At 54.3% G+C, this 24,189-nt stretch carries 23 protein-coding genes; 14 read left to right on the top strand and 9 right to left on the bottom strand.

The features are described 5' to 3' along the window. Positions 1–137: 137 nt before the first annotated feature. Both pcaG and pcaH read right to left on the bottom strand, forming a co-directional pair. On the bottom strand, positions 138–758 hold the full coding sequence (pcaG, locus tag ABLU78_RS02390; protein ID WP_015366377.1) for a protocatechuate 3,4-dioxygenase subunit alpha: 621 nt from the start codon (positions 756–758) through the stop codon (positions 138–140). After that, positions 755–1,495: a protocatechuate 3,4-dioxygenase subunit beta gene (gene pcaH / locus ABLU78_RS02385; protein WP_020078656.1), complete on the bottom strand. Its 741-nt coding sequence runs from the start codon at positions 1,493–1,495 to the stop codon at positions 755–757. Before pcaH ends, pcaG begins: the two co-directional genes overlap by 4 nt. Before the next feature lie 236 nt (positions 1,496–1,731). Between pcaH and ABLU78_RS02380 the strand changes: the two genes are divergently transcribed. Together ABLU78_RS02380 and ABLU78_RS02375 are read left to right on the top strand one after the other, a co-directional pair. Further along, on the top strand, positions 1,732–3,075 hold the full coding sequence (locus ABLU78_RS02380; protein WP_020078657.1) for a VOC family protein: 1,344 nt from the start codon (positions 1,732–1,734) through the stop codon (positions 3,073–3,075). A 42-nt stretch (positions 3,076–3,117) separates the two neighbouring features. Beyond that, entirely contained in the window at positions 3,118–4,626 is a 1,509-nt protein-coding gene (locus ABLU78_RS02375) for a carboxylesterase/lipase family protein (protein ID WP_048228796.1), read from the top strand. Here the strand turns inward: ABLU78_RS02375 and ABLU78_RS02370 are convergent. Further along, positions 4,565–5,461 carry a LysR family transcriptional regulator gene (locus ABLU78_RS02370; RefSeq protein ID WP_048228795.1) on the bottom strand — a complete coding sequence of 299 codons (897 nt, stop codon included), beginning with the start codon at positions 5,459–5,461 and terminating at the stop codon, positions 4,565–4,567. The two genes, ABLU78_RS02375 and ABLU78_RS02370, sit on opposite strands and share 62 nt — an antisense overlap. 172 nt (positions 5,462–5,633) lie before the next feature. Between ABLU78_RS02370 and ycaC the strand changes: the two genes are divergently transcribed. After that, on the top strand, positions 5,634–6,257 hold the full coding sequence (ycaC, locus tag ABLU78_RS02365) for an isochorismate family cysteine hydrolase YcaC (protein ID WP_015366381.1): 624 nt from the start codon (positions 5,634–5,636) through the stop codon (positions 6,255–6,257). Positions 6,258–6,307: 50 nt separating this feature from the next. Here the strand turns inward: ycaC and ABLU78_RS02360 are convergent, their stop codons facing one another. Continuing rightward, entirely contained in the window at positions 6,308–7,654 is a 1,347-nt protein-coding gene (locus ABLU78_RS02360) for an L-cystine transporter (RefSeq protein WP_045388153.1), read from the bottom strand. A gap of 288 nt (positions 7,655–7,942) precedes the next feature. Here ABLU78_RS02360 and ABLU78_RS02355 point away from each other — a divergent pair, with 288 nt between their 5' ends. Together ABLU78_RS02355 and ABLU78_RS02350 are read left to right on the top strand one after the other, a co-directional pair. Continuing rightward, positions 7,943–9,112, top strand: a complete 1,170-nt coding sequence (locus ABLU78_RS02355) for a pyridoxal phosphate-dependent aminotransferase (protein ID WP_045388150.1) — start codon at positions 7,943–7,945, stop codon at positions 9,110–9,112. 11 nt (positions 9,113–9,123) lie between these two features. After that, entirely contained in the window at positions 9,124–9,897 is a 774-nt protein-coding gene (locus ABLU78_RS02350) for an ABC transporter substrate-binding protein (protein WP_015705578.1), read from the top strand. A 41-nt stretch (positions 9,898–9,938) separates the two neighbouring features. On the opposite strand, the gene ABLU78_RS02345 is transcribed toward ABLU78_RS02350, so the two are convergent. Then, positions 9,939–11,027, bottom strand: a complete 1,089-nt coding sequence (locus ABLU78_RS02345; protein ID WP_015366385.1) for an NAD(P)-dependent alcohol dehydrogenase — start codon at positions 11,025–11,027, stop codon at positions 9,939–9,941. A gap of 50 nt (positions 11,028–11,077) precedes the next feature. Between ABLU78_RS02345 and ABLU78_RS02340 the strand changes: the two genes are divergently transcribed. The 3 genes from ABLU78_RS02340 (at position 11,078) to rimL (ending at position 13,633) form a co-directional block, all read left to right on the top strand. After that, positions 11,078–11,371, top strand: a complete 294-nt coding sequence (locus ABLU78_RS02340; protein ID WP_142966327.1) for a hypothetical protein — start codon at positions 11,078–11,080, stop codon at positions 11,369–11,371. After that, positions 11,349–13,004, top strand: coding sequence for a glucan biosynthesis protein (locus ABLU78_RS02335; protein ID WP_015705576.1), 1,656 nt, complete (start codon positions 11,349–11,351; stop codon positions 13,002–13,004). Before ABLU78_RS02340 ends, ABLU78_RS02335 begins: the two co-directional genes overlap by 23 nt. Positions 13,005–13,072: 68 nt before the next feature. Then, positions 13,073–13,633 (top strand): 50S ribosomal protein L7/L12-serine acetyltransferase, encoded by a 561-nt coding sequence (gene rimL / locus ABLU78_RS02330; RefSeq protein ID WP_015366387.1) that lies wholly within the window; start codon positions 13,073–13,075, stop codon positions 13,631–13,633. Between the two features lie 4 nt (positions 13,634–13,637). Here the strand turns inward: rimL and ydcK are convergent, their stop codons facing one another. Beyond that, positions 13,638–14,618, bottom strand: coding sequence for a YdcK family protein (gene ydcK, locus ABLU78_RS02325; RefSeq protein ID WP_015705575.1), 981 nt, complete (start codon positions 14,616–14,618; stop codon positions 13,638–13,640). A gap of 111 nt (positions 14,619–14,729) precedes the next feature. Between ydcK and tehA the strand changes: the two genes are divergently transcribed. Both tehA and tehB read left to right on the top strand, forming a co-directional pair. Next, a complete protein-coding gene (gene tehA, locus ABLU78_RS02320; RefSeq protein WP_048228794.1) occupies positions 14,730–15,728 on the top strand; it encodes a dicarboxylate transporter/tellurite-resistance protein TehA in 999 nt (332 codons plus the stop codon). A gap of 2 nt (positions 15,729–15,730) precedes the next feature. Further along, entirely contained in the window at positions 15,731–16,327 is a 597-nt protein-coding gene (tehB, locus tag ABLU78_RS02315; protein WP_045388140.1) for a tellurite resistance methyltransferase TehB, read from the top strand. On the opposite strand, the gene pepT is transcribed toward tehB, so the two are convergent. Continuing rightward, positions 16,324–17,553 (bottom strand): peptidase T, encoded by a 1,230-nt coding sequence (gene pepT / locus ABLU78_RS02310; RefSeq protein ID WP_032711741.1) that lies wholly within the window; start codon positions 17,551–17,553, stop codon positions 16,324–16,326. The genes tehB and pepT overlap by 4 nt on opposite strands. Positions 17,554–17,789: 236 nt before the next feature. Here pepT and ABLU78_RS02305 point away from each other — a divergent pair, with 236 nt between their 5' ends. Together ABLU78_RS02305 and ABLU78_RS02300 are read left to right on the top strand one after the other, a co-directional pair. After that, on the top strand, positions 17,790–19,382 hold the full coding sequence (locus ABLU78_RS02305) for an ABC transporter substrate-binding protein (RefSeq protein WP_026612294.1): 1,593 nt from the start codon (positions 17,790–17,792) through the stop codon (positions 19,380–19,382). A 135-nt stretch (positions 19,383–19,517) separates the two neighbouring features. Beyond that, entirely contained in the window at positions 19,518–20,186 is a 669-nt protein-coding gene (locus ABLU78_RS02300) for a DUF3313 domain-containing protein (RefSeq protein WP_032708181.1), read from the top strand. Positions 20,187–20,231: 45 nt separating this feature from the next. Here the strand turns inward: ABLU78_RS02300 and ABLU78_RS02295 are convergent, their stop codons facing one another. After that, positions 20,232–21,128: an EamA family transporter gene (locus ABLU78_RS02295; RefSeq protein ID WP_047054814.1), complete on the bottom strand. Its 897-nt coding sequence runs from the start codon at positions 21,126–21,128 to the stop codon at positions 20,232–20,234. Between the two features lie 182 nt (positions 21,129–21,310). Between ABLU78_RS02295 and ABLU78_RS02290 the strand changes: the two genes are divergently transcribed. Continuing rightward, entirely contained in the window at positions 21,311–22,180 is an 870-nt protein-coding gene (locus tag ABLU78_RS02290; RefSeq protein ID WP_032708178.1) for an AraC family transcriptional regulator, read from the top strand. On the opposite strand, the gene ABLU78_RS02285 is transcribed toward ABLU78_RS02290, so the two are convergent. After that, positions 22,157–23,329: a benzoate/H(+) symporter BenE family transporter gene (locus tag ABLU78_RS02285; protein ID WP_257848711.1), complete on the bottom strand. Its 1,173-nt coding sequence runs from the start codon at positions 23,327–23,329 to the stop codon at positions 22,157–22,159. The genes ABLU78_RS02290 and ABLU78_RS02285 overlap by 24 nt on opposite strands. A gap of 88 nt (positions 23,330–23,417) precedes the next feature. On the opposite strand from ABLU78_RS02285, the gene ABLU78_RS02280 reads away from it, so the two are divergent. Beyond that, the gene (locus ABLU78_RS02280) at positions 23,418–23,963 is read left to right on the top strand and encodes an XRE family transcriptional regulator (RefSeq protein ID WP_032708175.1); all 546 of its coding nucleotides are present in this window, start codon (positions 23,418–23,420) and stop codon (positions 23,961–23,963) included. Positions 23,964–24,189 lie beyond the last annotated feature (226 nt).

Raw genomic sequence — 24,189 nt, 5'->3', positions numbered from 1 at the left:
AAGTTGTTTAATTTTGATAACTAGTTAGCAAAATATTATTAACATTTGATCTTATTGTCTTACAAGTCATTTCTGTCAGGCGCGATAAAAAGCCCCGCACTCGGCGGGGCTGGAAAAAAGGATGTTTTGGTGGGAAATTAAATATCGAAGAACACGGTTTCTTTATCGCCCTGTAAATAAATATCAAAGCGGTAGACGACTTCATCTCCACGCACTTCACGTTGCGCGATAAGCGTCTGGCGGCGAACTTCCCATTCAATCAGATTCAGTACCGGATCCTGTTCATTTGCCGCCTGCTCATCAGCAAAGTACATCCGCGTATTCAGGCCGATGTTGATACCCCGCGCCACCACCCACAGATTGAGGTGCGGCGCCATCATGCGTCCGTCACGGCCGACGACCGCGCCGGGTTTGATGGTTTGAAAGCGCCAGACGCCGGATGCAAAGTCTGAACACGTGCGCCCCCAGCCGCGGAAATTTGGGTCCAGAGTCTTACTCTGCTGACGGTCGTCGGGATGGTTATAACGCCCGTCGGCGTTAGCCTGCCAGAGTTCCAGCAGCACGTCGCGTACCGGCGTTCCGGAACCATCGAAAACCCGGCCTTCAATCGTAATACGTTGGCCTTTGGTTTCCGCGCTCACTAAGTTGGGGCCGAAGTTTTTTTCGAAAATATGAAACCCTGCAGCGTCCGGCGCCAGACCAATATGCACATAAGGCCCGGCAGTCTGCGAGGCGGTTTCAGCTAAATAGTCTTTCATTGGGCGGCCCCCTGAGTACGATTTTCGAACAGCGTGGCGCGATGCCCGCGCAGCACAAGATCAAAACGATAGGCCAGGCTGTCGAGCGGCACGGCGGCGTGGGTATCCAGCTCGGCAATCAGGGTACGCACGGCATCATCGTTATTGATGGTTCTGACAATCGGACACTGTTTAATAAGCGGATCGCCTTCAAAGTACATTTGGGTAATCAGCCGCTGCGCCCAGGCATCGCCGGAGAGCGAAAAGTGAATATGCGCCGGGCGCCAGTCGCTAACCTGATTACGCCACGGATAGGGGCCGGGTTTGATTGTGCGAAAACAGTAATAACCGTTTTCATCGGTCAGCACCCGTCCACAGCCGCCGAAGTTGGGGTCAATCGGTGCCAGATACTGGTCTTTCTTATGACGGTAGCGGCCGCCGGCATTGGCCTGCCACACTTCGACCAGCGTATTTTTCATTGGCCGGCCAAAGCCGTCGCGCACGTAACCGTGGACGATAATTCGTTCGCCAATCGGCAGGCCGTCTTTGGCGTAGTTGAGAATGAGATCGTTATCCAGCGGGCCAAGGTCGTCGCTGCTGAACACCGGACCGGTAATTTCAGAAAGTGAATTTTGCAGGGAGATGAGGGCATTACGCGGCGAGCGCAGCACACTAGTTTTATATCCCGGTGCCAGCGCCGGCGGATGGCTATTGTAATCGCGATGTACAACCTCGCGCGGTGACCATTTATTATTCATAGGGTACTCCATCAATCGGAAGAGAGGCATGTTGTTGTAATGTCGCCAGAAACAGTCTCTGTAAATGTTTTGTTAATTTAAAGTGAAATTAAATCTAATCTTTCATAACCCTTGGTTATGATTTGTGCAGGCGAAACGCGGTAGCAGGTTATCCGCATCACAGTTTGTAAATTCTTCCCGCCACTCTTAACGCGCTTTCCTACACTCCAGGAAGTATTCACTGGAGGTAAGACATCATGGCGAACACCATCACGGCTGATGAGATTCGGGAAAACTTTTCACAGGCTATGTCGGCAATGTACCAGCAGGAAGTTCCGCAATATGGAACCCTCCTGGAGTTGGTGGCGGATGTGAATCTGGCGGTCCTGGAACATAACCCGAAATTACATGAACAATTGGCTAATGCCGACGAGCTGGCACGGCTGAACGTTGAGCGCCACGGCGCGATCCGCGTGGGAACGGCGGAAGAACTGGCGACCCTGCGTCGCATGTTTGCCATTATGGGGATGTATCCCGTTAGCTATTACGATCTGTCGCAGGCTGGGGTACCGGTTCACTCCACCGCATTTCGCCCGGTCGATGACGCGGCGCTGGCGCGTAACCCGTTTCGCGTTTTCACCTCATTGCTGCGCCTTGAACTGATCGGCAACGAGGCGCTGCGCCAGCGAGCGGCGGATATTCTCGCCCGTCGCGATATCTTTACGCCTCGTTGCCGTGAACTCATTGCGTTATACGAAGATCGAGGAGAATTCACGGCTGCAGAGGCGCGTGAATTCGTCACCGAAGCGTTGGAAACTTTCCGTTGGCACCGTCATGCCACCGTTGACGAGCAAACCTATCACGCGCTGCATAATGAGCACCGGTTGATTGCCGATGTGGTCTGTTTCCCCGGTTGCCACATTAACCATCTGACGCCGCGCACTCTTGATATCGATCGGGTTCAGGCGCTGATGCCGCAATGTGGTATCGAACCGAAAGCGCTCATTGAGGGGCCGCCGCGCCGCGAGGTGCCGATTTTACTGCGGCAAACCAGTTTTAAAGCGCTGGAAGAACCGGTGATGTTTGCTGGTGAACATAAAGGCACACACAGCGCGCGCTTTGGCGAAATTGAGCAACGCGGCGTCGCGTTGACGCCGAAAGGACGAGCGCTGTATGACCGCTTACTGAATGAGGCCGGGGTCGGTAAAGACAACCTTAATCATCAGCGCCATTTGCAGGAGGTCTTTAGCGAATTTCCTGACAGCGAATTTCTGCTGCGTCAGCAGGGGCTGGCGTGGTTTCGCTATCGCCTGACGCCTGCGGGGGAAGCGCATCGCCATGCTTTTGGCCCCGGCGACGATCCGCAACCGCTGATCGAACGTGGTTGGGTAGTCGCGCAGCCGATTGTTTATGAAGATTTTTTACCGGTGAGCGCGGCGGGGATCTTCCAATCGAATCTGGGCAACGAAACGCAGGCCCGCAGTCACGGTAACGCCAGCCGTGAAGCTTTTGAAGCGGCGTTAGGCTGCGAGGTCCTCGATGAGTTCGAGTTATACCAACAGGCGGAGGAGCGGAGTAAACGCCGTTGCGGTCTGCTCTAAAATCGGTACTCTGCATGGCATAACTTGCAAAAGGACGTTGTTATGCAGAATTCATCTACGCCGCTGGTGAAAACGCGGCAGGGCACGTTATCCGGCACCCGTGAACAGGGGATCCATATCTGGCGTGGTATTCCTTACGCGCAGCCGCCGGTAGGCGAGCTGCGTTGGCGTTCCCCGCAGCCTCCAGAGCGCTGGCAGGGCGTGCGTCATGCCGATACCTTTTCCGCCGCCAGCTGGCAGGATATCGAATATTGTCGTGAACTGGGCGGCGGCGATCCTGGCCGTTTTTCCGAAGACTGTCTCTATCTTAACGTGTGGGCGCCCGCCGCCCGTTCGCAGCCGCTCCCGGTGATGGTCTGGCTGCACGGCGGCGGCTACACCATCGGCGCCGGCAGTCTGCCGCCCTACGACGGTAGCGCGTTGGCCAGCCGCGAGGTGGTGGTGGTCACCGTGAACTATCGTCTTGGACACCTCGGCTTTTTTGCCCATCCAGCGTTGGAAGGCGAAGAGGGCGAGCGGTTGTATAATTTTGCACTGCTCGATCAGATAGCCGCGCTGCGCTGGGTGCAGGATAATATCCACGCCTTCGGCGGCGATGCCGCCAATGTCACCTTGTTCGGCGAATCCGCGGGGGCGCGCAGCGTCCTGTCGTTAATGGCGTCGCCGAAAGCGAAGGGATTGTTCCATAAAGCGATCGTGCAAAGCGGTTATACCTTACCGGATTTACCGCGGGAAAAGGCGCTGGCCAAGGGAAAGCTGCTGGCGGAACATTTTTCTCTTGCCGATGCCAGTGCGGAACAGCTGCGGGCAATCCCCGCTGATGCCTTTTGGGCGCTGACTGCGCCGCTGAATATCGGCCCGGCGCCGATTGTCGGCGATGCGGTGCTGCCGGAGCCCATGCTCGACACGTTCTTTAAGGGACGTCAGCATGCGATGCCGGTGATGATTGGCTCCAATAGCGATGAGGCCAGCGTGATGGCGGTATTTGGCGTCGATATTGCCGGTCAGATTCAAAAACTGCGTCGCGAACGCCGTTTTGGCCTTGGGCTGATTAAACTACTGTATCCCGGCGTTAAAGGCGATGAGGCGTTAGGGCGGGAAGTGTGTCGCGATATGGCGTTCACGACTTTGGGGTATGTTGTCATGCAGGCACAGCAGCGTCTCGGGCAACCGTGCTGGCGCTACTGGTTTGACTATGTGGCCGAAGCGGAACATGAAACTTATCTCCATGGCGCCTGGCATGGCAACGAAGTGGTTTACGTTTTTGACAACCTGACCCGCGCCGAGCCGGTATGTCAGTACGCCAGTGAGGCGGATCAAGCCTTCGCCGCGCAGGTCGCCGACTACTGGGTTAATTTTGCCCGTCAGGCGGGCAATCAGTGCAGTGAGTTAACCGGCCCGGTGCGCTGGCCAGCCTGCCAGCGCGGACGGGACCGTTTATTGCGTATTGGCCTCAACAAGCGCGCGGGCTTTAAAGTCGAGAACCGCTTTATGCGCGCGCGGCTGGCGCTGTTTCGTCGGGTGATGAAGCATCATGTGACGCTGGATTAACCAGCGCGGCGCGAAAGCGCGCCAGCCCGTCGGCCTTGCTTTGCGAGCGGCGAACAACCAGCCGGTAGCTGGCGCCGGTTTTGACGCTAAGCGAGAAGGGGCGACATAGTCGCCCGGTGCGCAGATCCCCGGCAACCACCGTTTCGTCCGCCATGGCGACGCCGAGCCCCTGCATCGCGGCGGTAATCGCGAGATCCATGGTGTCGAAATATTGGTTTTTATGCATTTTTAGCGCAGTTTCATGCGGGAAGTGCGCAAGCCACAGCAGCCAGTCGGTTTTATCGCGCGTCGGATGGAGAAATGTGATGCCTGATAGCTGGGGATCGCACGGCGTATCGGGACTGACCACCGGCGTGAGGGCCTCTTCAAACAGCAAGTCGCCGGCGCTTTGATGGGTGCCGAAGATAATCGCCGCGTCGTAGGGCTCAGTCTTAAAGTTGACGCTATGCTCGGTGGTGGTGGTCAACGCCACCTGCAATTCCGGATAACGTCGTTCTATCTCCAGTAGTTTCGGCACCAGCCAGCGGATCGCACAGGTAGGCGCTTTCAGGCGCACGACAGTTTGCTGCTGGCGCGCCTGCTCGGCTACCGTTAACAGGCGGCCGAATGCCGACTGTAGCTCAGGATAAAGCGCGCTGCCCTGCGGCGACAGTCGCAGGCCCCGGGCGTGGCGTTCAAATAGCGGGAAGCCGAACCAGTTTTCCAGCGCGGCGATCTGTCGGCTGACTGCCCCCTGCGTCAGGCATAGCTCCTGTGCGGCATGGGTTAGGTTGAGATGCCTCGCGGTTATCAGAAACGTTTCTACGGTATGAAAAGGCAGGGCGCTACGCGACATGTTGGCTCCAGCTATGCATTTTGATCATGGGCAGTATGCCACGCCTCGTTGCGAAATTGGGACGATGCGTTCCGTTTTTGCCATCTAATCGTCATCCGCTGCTTACACTATTATTAATCTCGTTGATACAACGTTTCTCACCGATTAGTTGATGTGTATAAAAGGAGCCACCATGTCTAAACCTTACGTTCGTCTGGATAAAAATGATGCGGCAGTATTACTGGTTGACCATCAGACCGGCCTGCTCTCACTGGTTCGTGATATCGAACCGGATAAATTCAAGAACAACGTCCTTGCCCTCAGCGATCTGGCTAAATACTTTAAACTACCGACTATTCTGACCACCAGTTTTGAGAATGGCCCTAACGGCCCGCTGGTGCCGGAACTAAAAGAACAGTTCCCCGACGCCCCTTATATCGCTCGTCCCGGCAATATTAACGCCTGGGATAACGAAGATTTCGTTAACGCGGTAAAAGCCACCGGTAAGAAACAGCTGATTATTGCCGGTGTCGTCACTGAAGTGTGCGTGGCCTTCCCGGCGCTGTCGGCGATTGAAGAGGGATTCGACGTCTTTGTGGTGACCGATGCGTCCGGTACCTTTAACCCGATAACCCGTGATGCGGCGTGGGATCGTATGTCGCAAGCGGGTGTGCAGTTAATGTCGTGGTTTGGCGTGGCCTGTGAGCTGCACCGCGATTGGCGCAATGATATTGAAGGATTGGGCACCCTGTTCTCCAACCACATTCCGGATTACCGTAACCTGATGACCAGCTTTAACCTGCTGAGCAAGAAATAAACAGCTGGCGGCCAGTTTTCAGGCCTGGCCGCCGTTTCAATCAGACGGGATTATTCACTTATCGAGGCGACATGGTGCGACTTTGCACTTTGATGTTTCAATAGCCGCGATGCCAGTACGCCCGACATCATCGACCCATTCACATTCAGCGCGGTACGCGCCATATCGACTATTGGCTCGATGGCGATAAAAATGCCGACCAGCGCCACCGGGAAGTTGAGCGTAGACAGGACAATCAACGCCGCAAATGTCCCACCGCCGCCGACGCCTGCGACGCCAATTGAGCCCAGCGCGATAGCCGGAAGTAAGCTGGCTAAAAACGAGAAGGACAGCGGGTCGATACCCAGCGTTGGCGCAATCATGGCCACCATGATAGCCGGATAGATCCCGGCGCAGCCGTTTTGCCCCATACTGGAACCAAAAGAGGCGGCAATATTGGCGATGGTATTCGGCACGCCGAATTTTTCCTGTGCGGTAATGGCTAATGGAATCGAAGCCGCGCTGCTGCGGGAAACAAAAGCGAAGGTGAGCACCGGCCACACCGTTTTAAAGTAGCGCAGAGGATGATGACCGCTAACGATCAGCAGAATCGCATGCACGATAAACATGATAGCGACCGCCAGATAACAGGCGGCAATAAAGCCAAGCAGGCTGGTGAATTGCGCTAGCTGATAGGTCGAAAAGACTTTTGCCATCAATGCGAGGACGCCATATGGCGTCAGCGCTATCACGATACGCACCATCTTCATCACCCAAATTTGAATCGCGTTAATCCCGCTACTTAGTTTTTGACCTTCCTCCGGCGCCTCTTTTTTCACCTTTAATAACGCGACTCCGGCCAGCAGGGTAAATATAACGATGCCGATAACCGATACGCTGCGCGCGCCGGTCAGGTCGAGAAAAATATTTGTCGGGATCAGCGAAGTGACCAGTTGGGGTAACGAAACGGCTGCGGTTTTGCTGACGTCTTCGGCGGTCAGCGTCGATTGCATATGGCTAAAAGCGCTGGCGTCAAGACCGAGTAAATCAGCGGTAAACAGTCCGACCCAGCCTGCCACCATCACCAGGCATAGCATGCAGGCAACAATGGTTAAGGACATTCGGCCAATACCGGCGCTATTTTCGAGTTTATTAATCGCTGACAGAATTGAAATGAAAATCAGCGGAACCGCGACAAGTTTCAGCAAATTAACATAGCCGTTGCCGACGATACTGTACCAATCAATGACCGTTTTTCGCGGTTCGTTGGCAATGAAATGGAGTGATAATCCGAGAAGGGCGCCGAGAAAGATGGCGATAAAAACGCTTTTTGATAACGAGTGGCTTTTTTGTTCGAGTTTAAAAAGTCCCCATGATGCGATTAAAAATAACGCGATATACGCTGGCGTAATAAACATAAGATGTGCCTCTTGCCCCATTCAGCACCTGAAATGCCGGAAAGAGATTTATTCCAAATTTCTCTAAGGCTGTGAAAAACCTTAGAACCGCTGGGGATTATAAAGAATTGAATAGCATAAGGCATATAAAAATTGTGGTTTATGTCCTGAGTGTTAGTCCTGTCATATTTCAGCAGGAGCCCTGGGAGCCATGATCGAAATGCATAGCTCTTATGATAACAATTCGCTTGTCGCTTGAAGGCGCTTTAGTTTGAATGGATATGCAAATAAAACGAGAAAGGATTAATCATGGCTCTTAGTGCTTCGGTCACCACCCGCTCGAAATTGCCGGATGTCGGCACCACGATTTTTACCGTTATCGGTCAGCTCTCCGCGCAGCATAACGCGATTAATCTTTCTCAGGGCGCGCCTAACTTTGCCTGCGACCCACAGCTGGTGGCCGGCGTGACGCAGGCGATGACCGCCGGACATAACCAATACGCGCCGATGACCGGCCTGCGGGCCTTAAAGGAGCGTGTTGCTGATAAAATCGCCACGTTGTACGGCACGCAATATGATGTCGATAGTGAAGTGTTGGTTACCGCCAGCGCCAGCCAGGGGATCTATTCCGCCATTGGCGGGCTGGTACATGCTGGCGACGAGGTGATTTACTTTGAGCCATCGTTTGATAGCTATGCGCCGATCGTGCGTCTGCAAGGCGCGACCCCGGTGGCGATTAAGCTCACCGTGCCGGATTTCGCTATTAACTGGGACGAGGTACGCGCCGCGATTACCCCGCGGACGCGGATGATCATCATTAATACGCCACATAACCCAAGCGGCCAGGTATTATCCGCCGATGACCTTAATCAACTGGCGATGCTGATCCGCAATACCGATATTGTGGTTTTGTCCGACGAAGTCTACGAGCACGTAGTCTTCGACGGCGAAAAGCATCACGGCATGGCGACCCATCCGCAGTTGGCGGAACGCAGCGTGATTATCTCTTCCTTCGGCAAGACCTACCATGTGACCGGCTGGCGCGTTGGCTACTGCGTGGCGCCAGCAGCGCTAATGGATGAGATCTGCAAGGTACATCAGTTCCTCATGTTTTCTGCCGATACGCCGATGCAGTACGCTTTTGCAGAGCATATGCAGAACCCGGCTTCATGGCTGTCGCTGGCCGCTTTTTATCAGCAAAAGCGTGATTTGCTCCAGCAACTGCTGCAAGACTCACCGTTCCGCTTATTGCCGAGCGCCGGCTCTTTCTTCATGCTGGCGGATTATCGCCATTTCAGCGATGAGCATGACAGCGAGATGGTTAAGCGGCTGATTACCGAATACGGCGTCGCCACGATTCCGCTATCGGCATTTTATACCGATGGTACTGATAACAAACTGATTCGGCTCTCTTTTGCCAAAGATGAAGCCACATTGCGGGCTGGCGCGCAGGCGCTGTGCCGCGTTAAGCCGCGTTAAGGAGCCAGACGATGAAAATAAAAGCCCTAACTCTAGCTTTGGGAATGCTGTGTACCGTATCAAGCTTTGCCGCCAGCGAGTTGCGCTACGGCGTGGAAGCGGAATATCCGCCGTTCGAAAGCCGCAACCCGGCAGGAGAGCTGCAGGGTTTTGATATTGATCTCGGCAACGCGATTTGTCAGGCCGCGCAGTTGAAATGCAGCTGGGTCGAAACCTCCTTTGATGCGCTCATTCCGGGACTGGTGGCGAAGAAATTTGATGCGATTAACTCGGCGATGAACATTACCGAGCAACGTCGCAAGAGTATTGATTTCACCCAGCCGATCTACCGTATTCCTTCACAGCTGGTGGGCAAGTCCGACAGCGGTATGCAGGCGACGCCGGAAGGGCTGAAGGGCAAAACCATCGGCGTGCTACAGGGCTCGATTCAGGAGACCTTTGCCAAAGAACACTGGGAAAAACACGGCGTCACGGTAGTTTCCTACAAAGACCAGAACATGGCGTGGGCCGATCTGCTTAACGGCCGTATCGACGCCTCGCTGGTGATGTCTGCCGCCGGGCAGGCCGGGTTCCTCAGTAAGCCGCAGGGTAAAGGATTCGGTTTTATCGGTAAGCCGGTGGCTGATGATACGATTCTGGGCAGCGGTATTGGCTACGGCTTGCGCAAGGGTGATGAGGCGACCAAAAAACAGCTCGACGCGGCAATTGATAAAGTGCGCGCTGACGGCACTATCACCCGTCTGGCGGCGAAGTACTTCCCCGGTATCGATGTCAGTGTGAAATAATCTTTATTTGCGGCTCTTTGCTGCGCAAAGAGCCGCCCGCATTACATCAGCACCACCGGTTTGATGACTTTACCGGAAGCTGAATCTGCGAAAGCCTGATTAATCTCTTCGAGCGGATAGAACTCGATAAGCTTATCAATGGGGAATTTCCCTTGTTTATAAAACTGTACCAGCTGTGGGATAAACAGCTGCGGTACGGCGTCGCCTTCAATTACCCCTATCAATGATTTACCTTCCGCCATCAGATCGTTTTGCACATTAAAGGTGATATCGCCGGTAAAGCCGACGACCGCCACCGTGCCTAACGGCTTAATCGCGTGGATCGCCTGCAGAACGATGGCGGCGACGCCGGTCGTTTCGATGGCGTAGTGCGCCCCTTTACCGGTCAGTTGGCGAATAACCGCAACGCTATCTTCCTGTTTGCCATTGATCACGTGGGTTGCGCCGAGTTCACGTGCCAGCTCAAGGCGGTTCGCATGAATATCGACGGCGATGATTTGGCTACAGCCGGTGAGCTTTGCAGCCATAATGGCGCTTAAACCAACCGCGCCGCAGCCGAATACCACTAACGATTCCCCGGCCACCGGTTTTAGTCGATTTAACACCGTGCCGCTCCCGGTTTGAATTCCGCAACCCAGCGGACCAAGAAGCGAAAGTTCGACATCACGGTCGACAACAATAGCATTCGTCGCTTTGGTGACCACATACTGACTAAACGAAGATTGGCCGAAGAAGACGGATAATTCTTGATCATCCAGACGATAAGGGGTGGTGCCATCGTCTAAGCGTCCACCAAAGTTTAAGTCATTGAAACTTTCGCACGCGGAAGGATGGTTGGTGAGGCAGTTTTCACAGTGATGGCAGGCGGCGTAGCTCAGTACCACATGATCGCCAATTTCGACCCCACGAACGGCATCACCGACGTTAACCACGATACCTGCGCCTTCGTGGCCCAGGATGGCGGGCATCGGCAGGATCCCGGCGTTATCGCGGATTACCGCGTCGGTATGACAAACGCCTGTAGCGACAATTTTTACCATCACTTCGTCTTTTTTAGGTGCGCTAACCTGAATATCTTTAATGCTAAATGGTTGTTGATAACCCAACGTCACGGCGGCTTTTACTTTCATTAGATACTCCTGGCATTTTTCCCTGGAGAGTAGAGATTACACCTGGCGTGATGAAAATTTATCCTGTTCGTGCTGAAAATAAACAAAGCGGGGGTAAAAACGCTGAGGTCTCGGGTCGCGCCTGTTCGCCAAAACAGCTCAGCGATAGCGATTGCTGGGTGGTTATTCAGTCTGTTCCGGTGGACATCTTTTTTTTCATGCTTTTCGCCTGCCAACAATTGGATTATCAATCATTTTTGTCTAGAGTGAGCGGAATTCACGACGCAGATGTTTGCAACGTTGCGTATCCGTCGAACTCTCAAAAAGGACGCTTTTCCAGGCATGAACCGCAGACGTTTTCTTAAATCATCCATGGCTGTTGCCGCCGTATGCGGAACGTCAGGAGTCGCCTCGTTATTCACTAAAGCGGCTTTCGCCGCGGATTCTGCTATCGCCGATGGCCAGACGCGCCGCTTTGACTTTTCCGTCCTGCAGGCGATGGCTCATGACTTAGCCCGCCAGCCGTGGGGCGGCGCGCCGCGTGACCTGCCGCCGACGCTGGCGAATCTGACCCCTCAGGCCTATAACAGCATCCAGTATGATGCGGCGCATTCGCTGTGGAATAACGTTGAAGAGCGCAAGCTGGATATCCAGTTTTTCCATGTTGGTATGGGCTTCCGCCGCCGGGTGCGCATGTTCTCGCTGGACGCGCAGTCTCAGCAGGCGCGGGAGATACACTTCCGTCCGGAGCTGTTCCAGTACAACGACGCCGGCGTTGATACCAAACAGCTGGAAGGGCAGACCGATCTCGGTTTCGCCGGTTTCCGTGTGTTTAAGGCGCCGGAACTGGCGCGCCGCGATATCGTCGCCTTTCTGGGCGCCAGCTACTTCCGCGCGGTCGACAGCACTTACCAGTACGGCCTGTCGGCGCGCGGTCTGGCCGTTGACACCTTTACCGATACCCCGGAAGAGTTCCCGGATTTCACGTCATTCTGGTTTGAAACCGTCAAACCTGGCGCGACGGTGTTCACCGTCTACGCGCTGCTCGATAGCCCGAGCGTCACCGGCGCCTATAAGTTCACCGTGAATTGCCAGCAAACGCAGGTGATCATGGATGTCGAAAATCATCTCTATGCGCGCAAGGACATTAAGCAGTTGGGCATTGCGCCAATGACCAGCATGTTCAGCTGCGGTAACAACGAACGCCGGATGTGCGATACCATCCATCCGCAAATCCACGATTCTGACCGCCTGTCGATGTGGCGCGGCAACGGCGAGTGGATTTGCCGTCCGCTGAATAATCCGCAAAAGCTGCAGTTCAACGCGTTCCAGGATAAAAACCCGAAGGGGTTTGGCCTGCTGCAGCTGGATCGCGATTTCAGTCATTATCAGGATGTGATGGGCTGGTATAACAAGCGCCCGAGCCTGTGGGTGGAGCCACGTAATCAGTGGGGAAAAGGGGCCGTTAGCCTGATGGAAATCCCGACTACCGGCGAAACGTTGGACAATATCGTCTGCTTCTGGCAGCCGGAAAAACCGGTAAAAGCGGGTGATCAACTGGACTTTAGCTACCGCTTGTACTGGAGCGCGCAGCCGCCGGTACGCTCTCCGCTGGCGCGAGTGCTGGCGACACGCACCGGAATGGGCGGCTTCCCGGAAGGATGGGCGCCGGGTGAACACTACCCGGACAAATGGGCGCGCCGCTTTGCTATCGATTTTGTTGGCGGCGACCTGAAAGCCGCGGCGCCGAAAGGCATTGAGCCGGTGATTACACTCTCCAGCGGCGAGGCTAAGCAGGTAGAGATCCTCTACGTCGAGCCTTTTGACGGCTATCGTATTCTTTTTGACTGGTATCCGACTTCCGATTCCACCGATCCGGTGGAGATGCGCATGTTCCTGCGCTGCCGTGGCGACGCTATCAGCGAAACCTGGCTATATCAGTACTTCCCGCCTGCGGCGGATCGGCGTAACTACGTTGATGACCGGATTATGAAATAACCCAGGTCGTTGAAATCCGCCCGCGGCGCGCTTCTGCGGGCGTTGTTGTTTATCAGTGAGATATCGTCATGACTGCCGAAAACAGCCCCATCATCGAAACTATCCCGGTCAACGAACAGCTGGAGCTGCGTGCGGTTGACGAACGTTACGTCAGCGAACTCCATCAATTGGTGCTCAAAAACCGTGACTGGCTGCAGCATGCTTTAAGCTGGCCTGCGGAGGTGTTGAGTGAAGATGAAACCCGGCGCCACGTGCAGGGAAACGTGATGCTGCACCAGCGCGGTTATGCAAAAATGTTCCTGCTGTTTTTACAGGGGCAGATGATCGGCGTCCTGTCATTTAACCAGATTGAACCGTTGAACAAGACGGCCTATATCGGTTACTGGATCGATCAAAGCCATCAGGGGCAGGGACTGTTGTCGCAGGCGTTACAGGCGTTTATCCATCATTATGCGCAAACGGGCGCCGTTCGCCGTTTCGTTATTAAATGCCGGGTCGCCAACCAGCGCAGTAATCAGGTGGCGCTGCGTAATGGTTTCCAACTGGAAGGTTGTCTGAAGCAGGCCGAGTTTTTAAATGGCGCATATGACGATCAGAATATCTACGCGCGGATTATTGACCCGCAATAAGCTGCTATAGCGAACCCAGCAGCGGCGTACGGGTGATATGCTCGTCGCCGCTCACGATTTTGCGCCCGCGAAGATGAATTCTGTCACCCTCCAGCGCTTCGATACAGGCGTTACCGCAGATTTCTACCTGTTGTTCGATAATCACATCGCCTCGAATCGTCGCATGTCCTTCGATAAGTATCTCGTCATCCAGCAGAATGGGCCCGCCGATAAGATGGGCGTGCCCGCCGACCATGACACGATGCTTTAACAGGCAGTTGCCTTCGACCACGGCGTTTTCGCCCACCTGGGAACTGTAGCGCAGGGTTGGGATCTGATCCTCGCCGCGCCCGGCGACCAGCCGCGCGCGATCGTAGACCCGGGCGTTGTCACAGATCCATACATCGTTATTTTCATTACCTTCAATACGTGCGTTATCGAACACTTCGGCACGGTGTTCAACAAAAGCATGCTCAACCACGGCATCGCCGTAGATTTGCGCCTGGTGAACAATCCGTGAGGCGCTGACCGTGGCGCGCTGATATATTTGCAGCACTTTGTCGATATCAGAAGTGAGTCCCTGAGCGGCAATCACCAGACAGTGGGGGAGAATACGCGCCTGGTCGGCGATTCGGCAGACGCCACGGATTTGCGATTGTTTTATAGTGACGTTGTCACTTATCCTGGCGCCGTGACTTACCTCAACATTATCAAGCCAGGCGTTGTCGCTTATTGTCGCCCCGTGGCTTATCACGCAGGTGCCGGTCAGACGGGCGTTGTCGTCAACGCGCGCGCCAGCGAAGACGACGCTATTGGCATCATATATCCAGCAGTCGCCGCCCTGGCTTAACGCGGCTTCATCATCAAGCCAGCCGCCTTCGCTTCCGGCCTTAACGTCCGAGAAATCAGTCAGCGCCACGATTTGCCGCAGAGTTACGCTATGTTTAATTCCGTCTTCTTCAAAGTGATACAGGCGGACGTGGTCGCTCAGACGATATTTCTTCATCAGCATTTCTCTTTACTGTTGGTTAACATAAACATAGCAAAAATCTCCGTAGCGCGTTTTATAAGGTTCCTTTAAAATGCAACTTAAAATTAAATTGAAACTTTAAATAAAATGAATAAACACGTAACGGGCGGCCAGGTGCTGAATCTACCGGCTGGCTATTTTGGTATGGTGCTGGGGATAATCGGCATGGGCTTCGCCTGGCGTTATGCCAGTACCATCTGGCCGGTGAGCAGTATTATTGGCGATGCGCTGGTGGTGCTGGCGACAACTATCTGGGCGCTATTAATGATAGCGTTTATTGCGCGGGCTATTCGTTTCCCGTGGAGCGTTCGGCAGGAGATGCGTCATCCGGTGGCCAGCAGTTTTGTCAGCCTGATCCCGGCAACAACGCTATTGGTGTCGATCGCTTTTGCTGGCTGGTATCGCCCGTTGTCGCTGGCGTTATTTGCTGCGGGGGTTACGCTGCAGCTTTGCTATGCGGCCTGGCAGAGCGCCGGGTTGTGGCGGGGTAAACATCCGGGAGAGGCGACGACGCCCGGTTTATATCTGCCGACCGTCGCCAACAATTTTATCAGCGCCATGGCCTGCGGCGCGCTGGGATTTAATGATGCCGGACTGGCGTTTCTCGGCGCTGGCGTCTTTTCCTGGCTCAGCCTGGAGCCGGTTATCCTGCAGCGGCTGCGCAGCAACGGCGAGCTACCGGCGGCGTTGCGGACGTCGCTGGGCATCCAGCTGGCGCCGGCGCTGGTGGCCTGTAGCGCGTGGCTCAGCGTCAATGGCGGCGACGGTGATACGTTTGCCAAAATGCTATTTGGTTATGGGCTGTTGCAGTTGCTATTTATGCTGCGCCTGATGCCGTGGTATCTGCAGCAGCCGTTTAATGCGTCATTCTGGAGCTTCTCGTTCGGGATTTCCGCACTGGCGACCACCGGCCTGCATCTGGGTCACGGCCAGCCGCACGGATTTTTCCATACTCTGGCGATCCCCTTATTTATTTTTAGTAACCTGATTATCGGCCTGCTGCTGCTGCGTACCTTTCTTCTGCTGGTGCGGGGTAAACTGTTAATTCGCGTAGACCGTGCCACTTTATTGCCAAACAAGGATTAATCATGACGACTCGTGACGAAAACTACTTTACTGAAAAATATGGCCTGACGCGCACCCACTCAGAAGTGGTGTATGCCGCCTCGCTGATGCTGCCTGGTCGGACGCTTGACCTTGGTTGCGGCAATGGACGAAACAGTCTGTATCTGGCGGCAAAAGGTTACAACGTCACCGCGTGGGATAAAAATCCCATGAGTATCGATAATCTGGAGAACATTCGTCAGGCCGAAGGGCTGGAGAACCTGCAGACTGCGATAAAAGATCTGAATACGTTGAGCTTTGATGGCGAGTATGATTTTATTCTTTCTACCGTGGTGATGATGTTCCTGGAAGCCAAAACCATCCCTGGTCTTATCGCCAACATGCAGCGCTGCACTAAGCCTGGCGGCTATAACCTGATTGTTGCCGCAATGGATACCGAAGATTACCCTTGTACCGTGGGCTTCCCGTTCGCCTTCAAACCTGAAGAACTGCGTGACTATTATGCTGGCTGGCAGTTCCTCAAGTACAACGAAGACGTCGGCGAACTGCACCGCACCGACGCCAGCGGAAACCGCATCAAGCTACGCTTCGCCACGATGCTGGCGCGTAAACCGGCTTAATCCGCCGCCAGCAGGCACAGCTGCAGGGCGGTTAGATAGGAGGCCTCAAAGGCGCGCAGCGGCAAAAATTCGAATTTCGAATGGAAATTATGCGCGCCGGTGAAGAAGTTCGGCGTCAGCAGACCCTTTGCCGAGAGCGCTGCGCCGTCGGTACCACCGCGCATTGGCGTGGGTTTTGGCGTTATACCGAGGCTTTCCATCGCGGTGAACATCAGGTCAATAGCCCGGCGGTCTTCGCCAATGGCGTTACTGATATTGCTGTAAGTATCGCTGATAGTGAATTCAACCCTGGCAGTAGGGTACTGGGCGGCGATTTTCTCTGCCGCTTCGCCAATCTGTTGTTTACGGCGGTTAAAGCTGTCCAGATCGAAATCGCGAATGTTGGCCTGCAACCTTGTGCTGTTCTGATCGCCATGAATACCGTTAAACCATACGTAGCCTTCGCGCCCGGCGGTGTGCTCCGGCGTCTGCTGGCGGTCGAAATAGCTCATGAAGTCGGTAGCCATTAACAGCGGATTGACCAATACGCCTTTGGCGGACATCGGGTGTGCGGTTACGCCGGTAAACCGTATCTCCGCAGAGGCGGCGTTAAAGTTTTCATAAACGATCTCGCCGAGTTCGCAGCAGTCGATGGTCCAGGCAAAATCGACGGCAAAACGCGATAAATCCAGCGCTTTTGCCCCGCGAAGGCCAACTTCTTCGTCCGGGACGAACGCCACGACGATATCACCATGCTTATGTTCGGCGGTCAGGTTTTCCAGCAGCGTCATAACAACGGTCACCGCTGCTTTGTTATCGGCGCCCAGTACGCTGGTGCCGTCGCTGAAAATAATCTCTTCATCACGATAGGCCAGGATTTCCGGATGCTCGTCAACCCGTAGCCAGATTTGCTGTTCCGGGTTAAGGCAGAGATCTTCGCCAGTAAATCGCAGGATTTGTGGATGAATATCCGGCGACAGTCCGACATCAACGGTATCAATATGCGTGATAAAGCCGATCCGCGGCGCACCGGGGACGGTGCCTTTTTTAACCGCCGTCACGGTCGCATGCTCGTCGATCACGATATCGTCAAGGCCAAACTGACGTAGCTCGTCGGCTAACGCCTGCGCCATCTGATGTTGTCCGGGCGTTGTGGGTAACGTGGTTGCTCGTGGATCGCTTTGGCTGGTGATAGCCAGATAGCGAAAGAAGCGCTGGGTTAATTGTCTGGTTAAGGGCGAGGCCATAGTGATTCCTTCTATATACCCGTCATACTTCAAGTTGCATGTGCGTTGGCTTTCCTCACTCACCCCAGTCACTTACTGTAGTAAGCTCCTGGGGATTCGCTGCGTCGCCGCCTTCCTGCAACTCGAATTATTTAGGGTATAGTTATTTTTAAGGTGTTTGCAATCTGGCTTTAGTGTTATGTATGGGCAATAAAACAACAAGCTATTCATTAGTCAAAAAATGAAAAGGGAAACGCATGCAACGCACATCTACTTCAATAGCTCTGACGATAGCGGCATTAGCGGTGAGTTCTGCCGTGAATGCGAAAACACTGGTTTATTGCTCTGAAGGCTCGCCGGAAAACTTTAATCCGCAGCTTTATACTTCCGGGACCAGCGTCGATGCCAGCGCGGTACCGATATATAACCGGCTGGTGGACTTTAAAGTTGGCACCACGGAATTGCAGCCCAGCCTGGCGGAAAGCTGGGAGGTGAGCGAAGACGGTAAAGTTTATACTTTTCACTTACGCAAAGGCGTTAAATTCCAAAGTAATAAATATTTTAAACCGACCCGTGATTTTAATGCTGATGACGTTATTTTTTCGTTTATGCGGCAAAAAGATCCGAATAACCCCTATCATAATGTCTCTAATGGCAACTACTCCAATTTTGAAAGCCTGGAGTTTGGTTCGTTAATTACCGCAATTGATAAACCGGATGAATATACGGTGCGTTTTACCCTCGCGCACCCCGAGGCGCCTTTTGTCGCTGACCTCGGCTGGTATTTTGCTTCAATCCTCTCTGCGGAATATGCCGATGCAATGCTGAAAGCCGGAACCCCGCAGCGCGTCGATATGGATCCCATCGGCACCGGGCCTTTCAAGCTGGCGCAATACCAAAAAGATTCGCGGATTTTGTTTACCGCATTTCCTGATTACTGGCAGGGAAAAGCGAAAATCGATCGTTTAGTATTCAGTATCACGCCTGATGCCTCGGTGCGTTACGCTAAGCTCGAGAAAAATGAGTGTCAGGTCATGCCATTCCCCAATCCCGCCGATTTACCGCGGATGAAAAAGAACCCGCAGATCAATCTGATGAGCAAAGCCGGGCTTAATACCGGTTTCCTCGCCTTCAACACGCAGAAAGCGCCTCTGGATAATGTGAAGGTGCGCCAGGCGTTGGCGATGGCGATCAACAAACCGGCAATTATCGATGCGGTGTTCCACGGTACCGGTACGGTAGCGAAAAACCTGCTGCCGCCCGGGGTCTGGAGTGCCGATGCCGATCTGCAGGACTACAGCTGGGACCTGGAAAAAGCCAAAGCGCTGCTGCGCGAATCCGGTGTGAAGAGTCCCATCACCATCGACCTGTGGGCGATGCCGGTTCAACGCCCCTATAATCCAAATGCGAAACGGATGGCGGAAATGATCCAGGCTGATTGGGCTAAAATCGGCGTGCAGACCAAAATAACCACCTATGAATGGGGCGAATACCTTAAGCGGGTGAAAGACGGCGAGCATCAGGCGGCGTTGATGGGCTGGACTACGGCGACCGGCGACCCGGATAACTTCTTTGGCCCATTATTTACCTGCCAGTCGGCCAACGGCGGTTCTAATTCGGCCAAATGGTGCTATGCGCCGTTTGATAAAATTATCGCCGAAGCTAAAACCATCACCGACCGGCCGCAACGAGAAGCTTTGTATAAACAGGCGCAGCAGATGATGCACGATCAAATGCCGGCCGTGATGATTGCACACTCAACTATTTTTGAACCGGTGAGTAAATCGGTGACCGGGTATGAAATCGACCCGTTTGGGAAGCATATTTTTTATCAGGTGGACGTAAAATAAGCATCGTAAATAAATCCGCCGCATTGGCGGATTTATTTTTTGCAAGGAGTTGACGGACCACCATTTTTGTCACAAAACTAAGCGTGAAATTTTGTTATAAACCTTGCCGACAAACTGCATTTACAGGGATTATCCATGCGTACAAAAATGTTATTTAAAGTAGCCGCTCTGGCCGGGCTACTGGCATTAACTGGTTGTGCATCCAAACTGGCGCAACCGGAGCAGTATTCCGGGTTCTTAAAAGATTATTCTAAGTTAAAAGAGACCACTTCGGCTTCCGGCAAACCAGAACTGCGCTGGATCTCCCCGGACTACAATCCGAGCAACTATGACAACGTCGTCTACCGTCCAATCACCTACTACCCGGTGCCGAAACCAACGACCCAGGTAGGGGAGAAAGCGCTGCAGGACATCCTTAATTACACCAACAAGCAGATGAAACAGGCCATCAGCGAACGTAAGCCGTTGGCGACCACGGCCGGCCCGCGCAGCCTGATTTTCCGCGGCGCAATCACCGGTGTTGATACCAGCAAAGAAGGGCTGCAGTTCTATGAAGTGATCCCGGTAGCGATGATTGTCGCGGGTACCCAGGCGGCAACCGGCCATCGCACGATGGACACGAATCTCTACTTCGAAGGCGAACTGATCGACGCGAAGACCAATAAGCCGGTTATTAAGGTTGTGCGTAAGGGCGAAGGCAAAACGCTGTCTAACGAAAGCACGCCGCTGACCGCTGATACATTGAAACAAGTGATTGATGATATGGCGATCGATGCGGTGAAATTCGATCCGTCGCAGAAGTAATTGATGCGTTAAGCCCGTCTTGCGAGTTGCCTGACGGGCTTATTATTAGGCCAGCCGGCGGCGCATAAACAGCTGCTCGGGGCGGGCGAACATCACCAGATTTCCTACCAGTATTAACGCCAGACCTATCACCGCGTTGCTATGCCAGACGTAACCTTCGTAGAAGGTGGAGATAGTTAATGCCACCAGCGGGAAAAGCAGCGTGCTATATGCCGCTTTGCTGGCCCCGATACGGCCTACCAGGGTGAAATAAGCGCCGAACGCGATCACCGAACCGAACAACGCCAGATACAGCAGGGCGCCCATATAACTCCAGGTCCACTGCGGCATAAAGTTATCGCCGCGTAGCAGCGCGATCGCGCCCATCACCAGGGTGCCGTAAAACATGGCCCAGCTATTGGTGGTCAACGTCTCAAGCCCGCGGCGTTGGTGGCGAATACTCAGCATGTTGCCCAATGAAAAACCGTACGTTCCCAGGGCACTCAGGCCGATTCCCCACAGCAGCGACGCGTTCAGACCATTGGCGAGGAGATCGTCCCAGAAGAGGGTGACAATTCCTGCGAGCCCCAGCGCCGCTGCCAGCCAAAAGCGCCCCGGCGGCTGCTGGCGGAAGAAAATAAAACTGTTGATCGCGTTAAATAAGACCGCCATCGAAAAGATCACCGACTCAAGGCCGGTATTGATATGCGCTGCGGCGGTATAAAAACACCAGAAGTTAAAGCAAAAGACGCAGCAGCCCTGCAGCATGCAAAACAGATGATCGCGCATTGCCAGCGGGCGCAGGCGGCGAGTAATCAGCAAAATCGCCAGCATGGTGACGCTGGCGACGGCAAAGCGCCAGAAGATCGATACCGGCGCGGCGACGGGCCCCTGTTGTAAAAAGATAGCAATCCATGTGGTACCCCAGATAACCACCACCAGCCCGTAGAGTAATGCGTTCAAAATGTCTCTCCTTTAAAATGCCTGGCGTAAGTGTGCGATTTTTCCAGGCAAAGCGCTGTCACCGTTTTGTTGCTGACTTGCAAAATCTTGCGCTTATTTTTCACAAGCTCATGGTCAATGCTGGTAAGCGGTGATGACAATTCATAGACTAGAGGTCTGCGGATTAAAACGATGTGAAGGCTATGGCATACGGGACGTTCGAAACATTACAACAACAAAATGCGGTGCTGCGGGGGACCGTGGAACTCAATTCCGGGATCCAGCTTGCCGCGTGGTACAACGACCTTGACCGGATCACGGTGCGCAGCGACCACCACACGTTGAGCCTGTATGTCGCCGATGGTTACGAAAGCTACCAAAAAACACCGTACGGCTGGAAGAATGGCGGCGGGCCGGACCGTTTTTGTCTGATGCCAAAGGGCGATGAAAGCACCTGGGATATTCGCGGCGATCTCTCTTTCGTTCATCTCTATTGCACCGATGAGCACCTGCGTCGCGTCGGCGAGCAAATTTGGGATCGCAGCCCGGCGTCTTTCACCTTGCAGGAAAAAACCTTTGCCAGCGATGACAAAATTACCGCGGTGTATCGTCAGTTTCTGCTTGATAACGACTGGCGCCAGCAGGCTAATCAACTGCTATTAAGCTCCGCCAGTACGTTGCTGTTAACACATCTGATTCAAAACTATTCGAACGTGCAGTGGCGCCTGCCGACGGTTACCGGTGGCCTGGCGCCGTATCTTTTGCGTAATCTGTTGGCGTGGATTGAGGAGCATCTCGAGCAGCCGCTTACGCTTGCCGATCTTGCCGCCCAGGCGTCACTTAGCGAGTACCATTTTGCGCGGATGTTCCGCCAGTCAATGAATATGGCGCCGCACCAGTATGTGATGCAGCGGCGGATGATCAAGGCGCAAAATCTGATTTGCCATACTCAACAGCCGTTGACCGAGATTGCGCTGGCCTGCGGATTTAGCTCCGCCAGCCACTTTAGCCACCGGGTTAAGAGCGCCACGGGTCTTACGCCAAGCCAGCTACGTGCGGCGCAGCGTGGTTAACAGCATATAGCTGATACCGCCGAGGACCAGCCCCCAAAAGGCCGAGCCGACACCTGCCAGAGAGACGCCGCTGGCGGTGACTAAAAAGGTTACCACTGCGGCATCGCGCTCGTTTTCTTGCCCCAGCGCTTGATAGAGGCTGCCGCTAATGGTTCCTAACAATGCCAGCCCCGCCAGCATCTGGATCCACACCGGCGGTAGCGCCGCCATAAGCGCGGTTATCGAACCGCCAAATAGCCCCGCCAACAGATAAAACACACCGGCCGCCGCTGCGGCGAGCCAGCGCTTATCCGCATCCGGATGCGCATCCGGACTTTGGCAGATCGCGGCGGTAATGGCGGCGATGCACACGGAATAGACGCCAAATGGTGAGAATAACAACGCCAGCGCGCCGGTAAATACGATTAGCGGCGAGACCGGAACCCGATAGCCTGATGCCTGAATGGTCGCCAGGCCGGGCGCATTCTGTGACGCCATGGTGACAAGGAAAAACGGTACACCGACGCTGAGCAGTAGCGAAGGGGTGAACTGCGGCGTAATCCACTGCGGAGCAACAAAAACCATATCGTTTGCCACTGGCGACAGCGCGCCGGTTAGCAGGGCAATGATCCCGCCTGCCACTAACGCCGCAACGACCGCAAAACGTGGGTAGAGCGCTTTGCATAACAGCCAGGCGGCGAACATCCCGCCGCATAGCGGGAGATTATCCTGCAAACTGCCAAATGCCTGCAGACCAAAACGCAACAGGATCCCCGCCAGCATTGCCGCCGCCAGCGAATGCGGGATGATCTTCATGAGGCGGGCAAACAGTCCCGTCACGCCGCATAGCAGGATCAGCGCGTTGGCGAAAACAAATATTCCCACCGCCTGCGCTAGCGTCGCTCCCTGTAATCCACTGACCAGTAAAGCCGCGCCTGGAGTTGACCATGCGGTGAGGATGGGGACTTTACGCCATAGCGTTAATACCAGCGTGCTGACGCCCATCGCCAGGCCAAGGGCGGTCATCCAGCCGGCTATTTGCGCGGCATCGGCGCCAGCGGCGGCGGCCGCTTGCCAGATAATGGCGGCAGAACTGGCATAGCCTACCAGCACGGCGACAAATCCCGCGAGCAGCGTGGGGATGGGAAGGGTAAAGGAGCGCATGAACACCTCTTGTGCGTTATAACATACGACGAAGGTAGCATTGTGCGTTATAGCGTACAACTGGTAATATCAAGAAAATGATGAGGAGCCATCCATGAATATTGCGCAACATCTGGCAACGACGCTGAAAAGCCTGCGTCAGCAGCGCGGCTGGAGTTTGTCGCGGCTGGCGGAAGAAACCGGGGTATCGAAAGCGATGCTCGGGCAAATTGAACGTAATGAATCCAGTCCAACGGTCGCGACGTTGTGGAAGATAGCCACCGGCCTTAATGTGGCGTTTTCGACGTTCATCGTTGCCGATGAGACGGCTGCGCCCGCCGCCTTCGACCCGCAGCAGCAGGCGATGGTAGTGACGCCGATTTTTCCCTGGGATCCTGAGCTACGTTTTGACCATTTTTCAATTACCCTCGCCCCAGGCGCGCTGAGCGAATCGACGCCGCATGAGACCGGCGTCATTGAACATGTCGTGGTCATTAGCGGTTCGCTGGATTTATGTCTGCAGGGGCAATGGCAGACGTTGCAGGCGGGAGAAGGGCGGCGCTTTGCCGGCGACCTGACGCACGCTTACCGCAATAGCGGCGCGCAGACGGCGCACTTTCATTCACTGATTCATTATCCAAAAGAAAAAGCCGCGGACTAATCCGCGGCCAATCAAGATGACTGAGACTAAAATTCACAACGTGACGAGGAAAATCCGGAATACGCAGCCACTGTAACCTTGCCGGGTTTTCATGAGAAATAGCTTTTTCTTCAATGCTTTGCCGATTTCTGCAAATTCGCTGTGCGGGCGCGGCGGAAAATGTTTTCGTCTACGCCCAGTTCTGACTACAATAGCCGCCATTTCGACCCCCTATAACGGATAACGA

This window comes from Klebsiella sp. JN_Kp122 (assembly GCF_040062085.1).
Taxonomy (GTDB): Bacteria; Pseudomonadota; Gammaproteobacteria; order Enterobacterales; family Enterobacteriaceae; genus Klebsiella; species Klebsiella aerogenes.
This window is presented reverse-complemented; position numbering and strand designations above follow the sequence as displayed.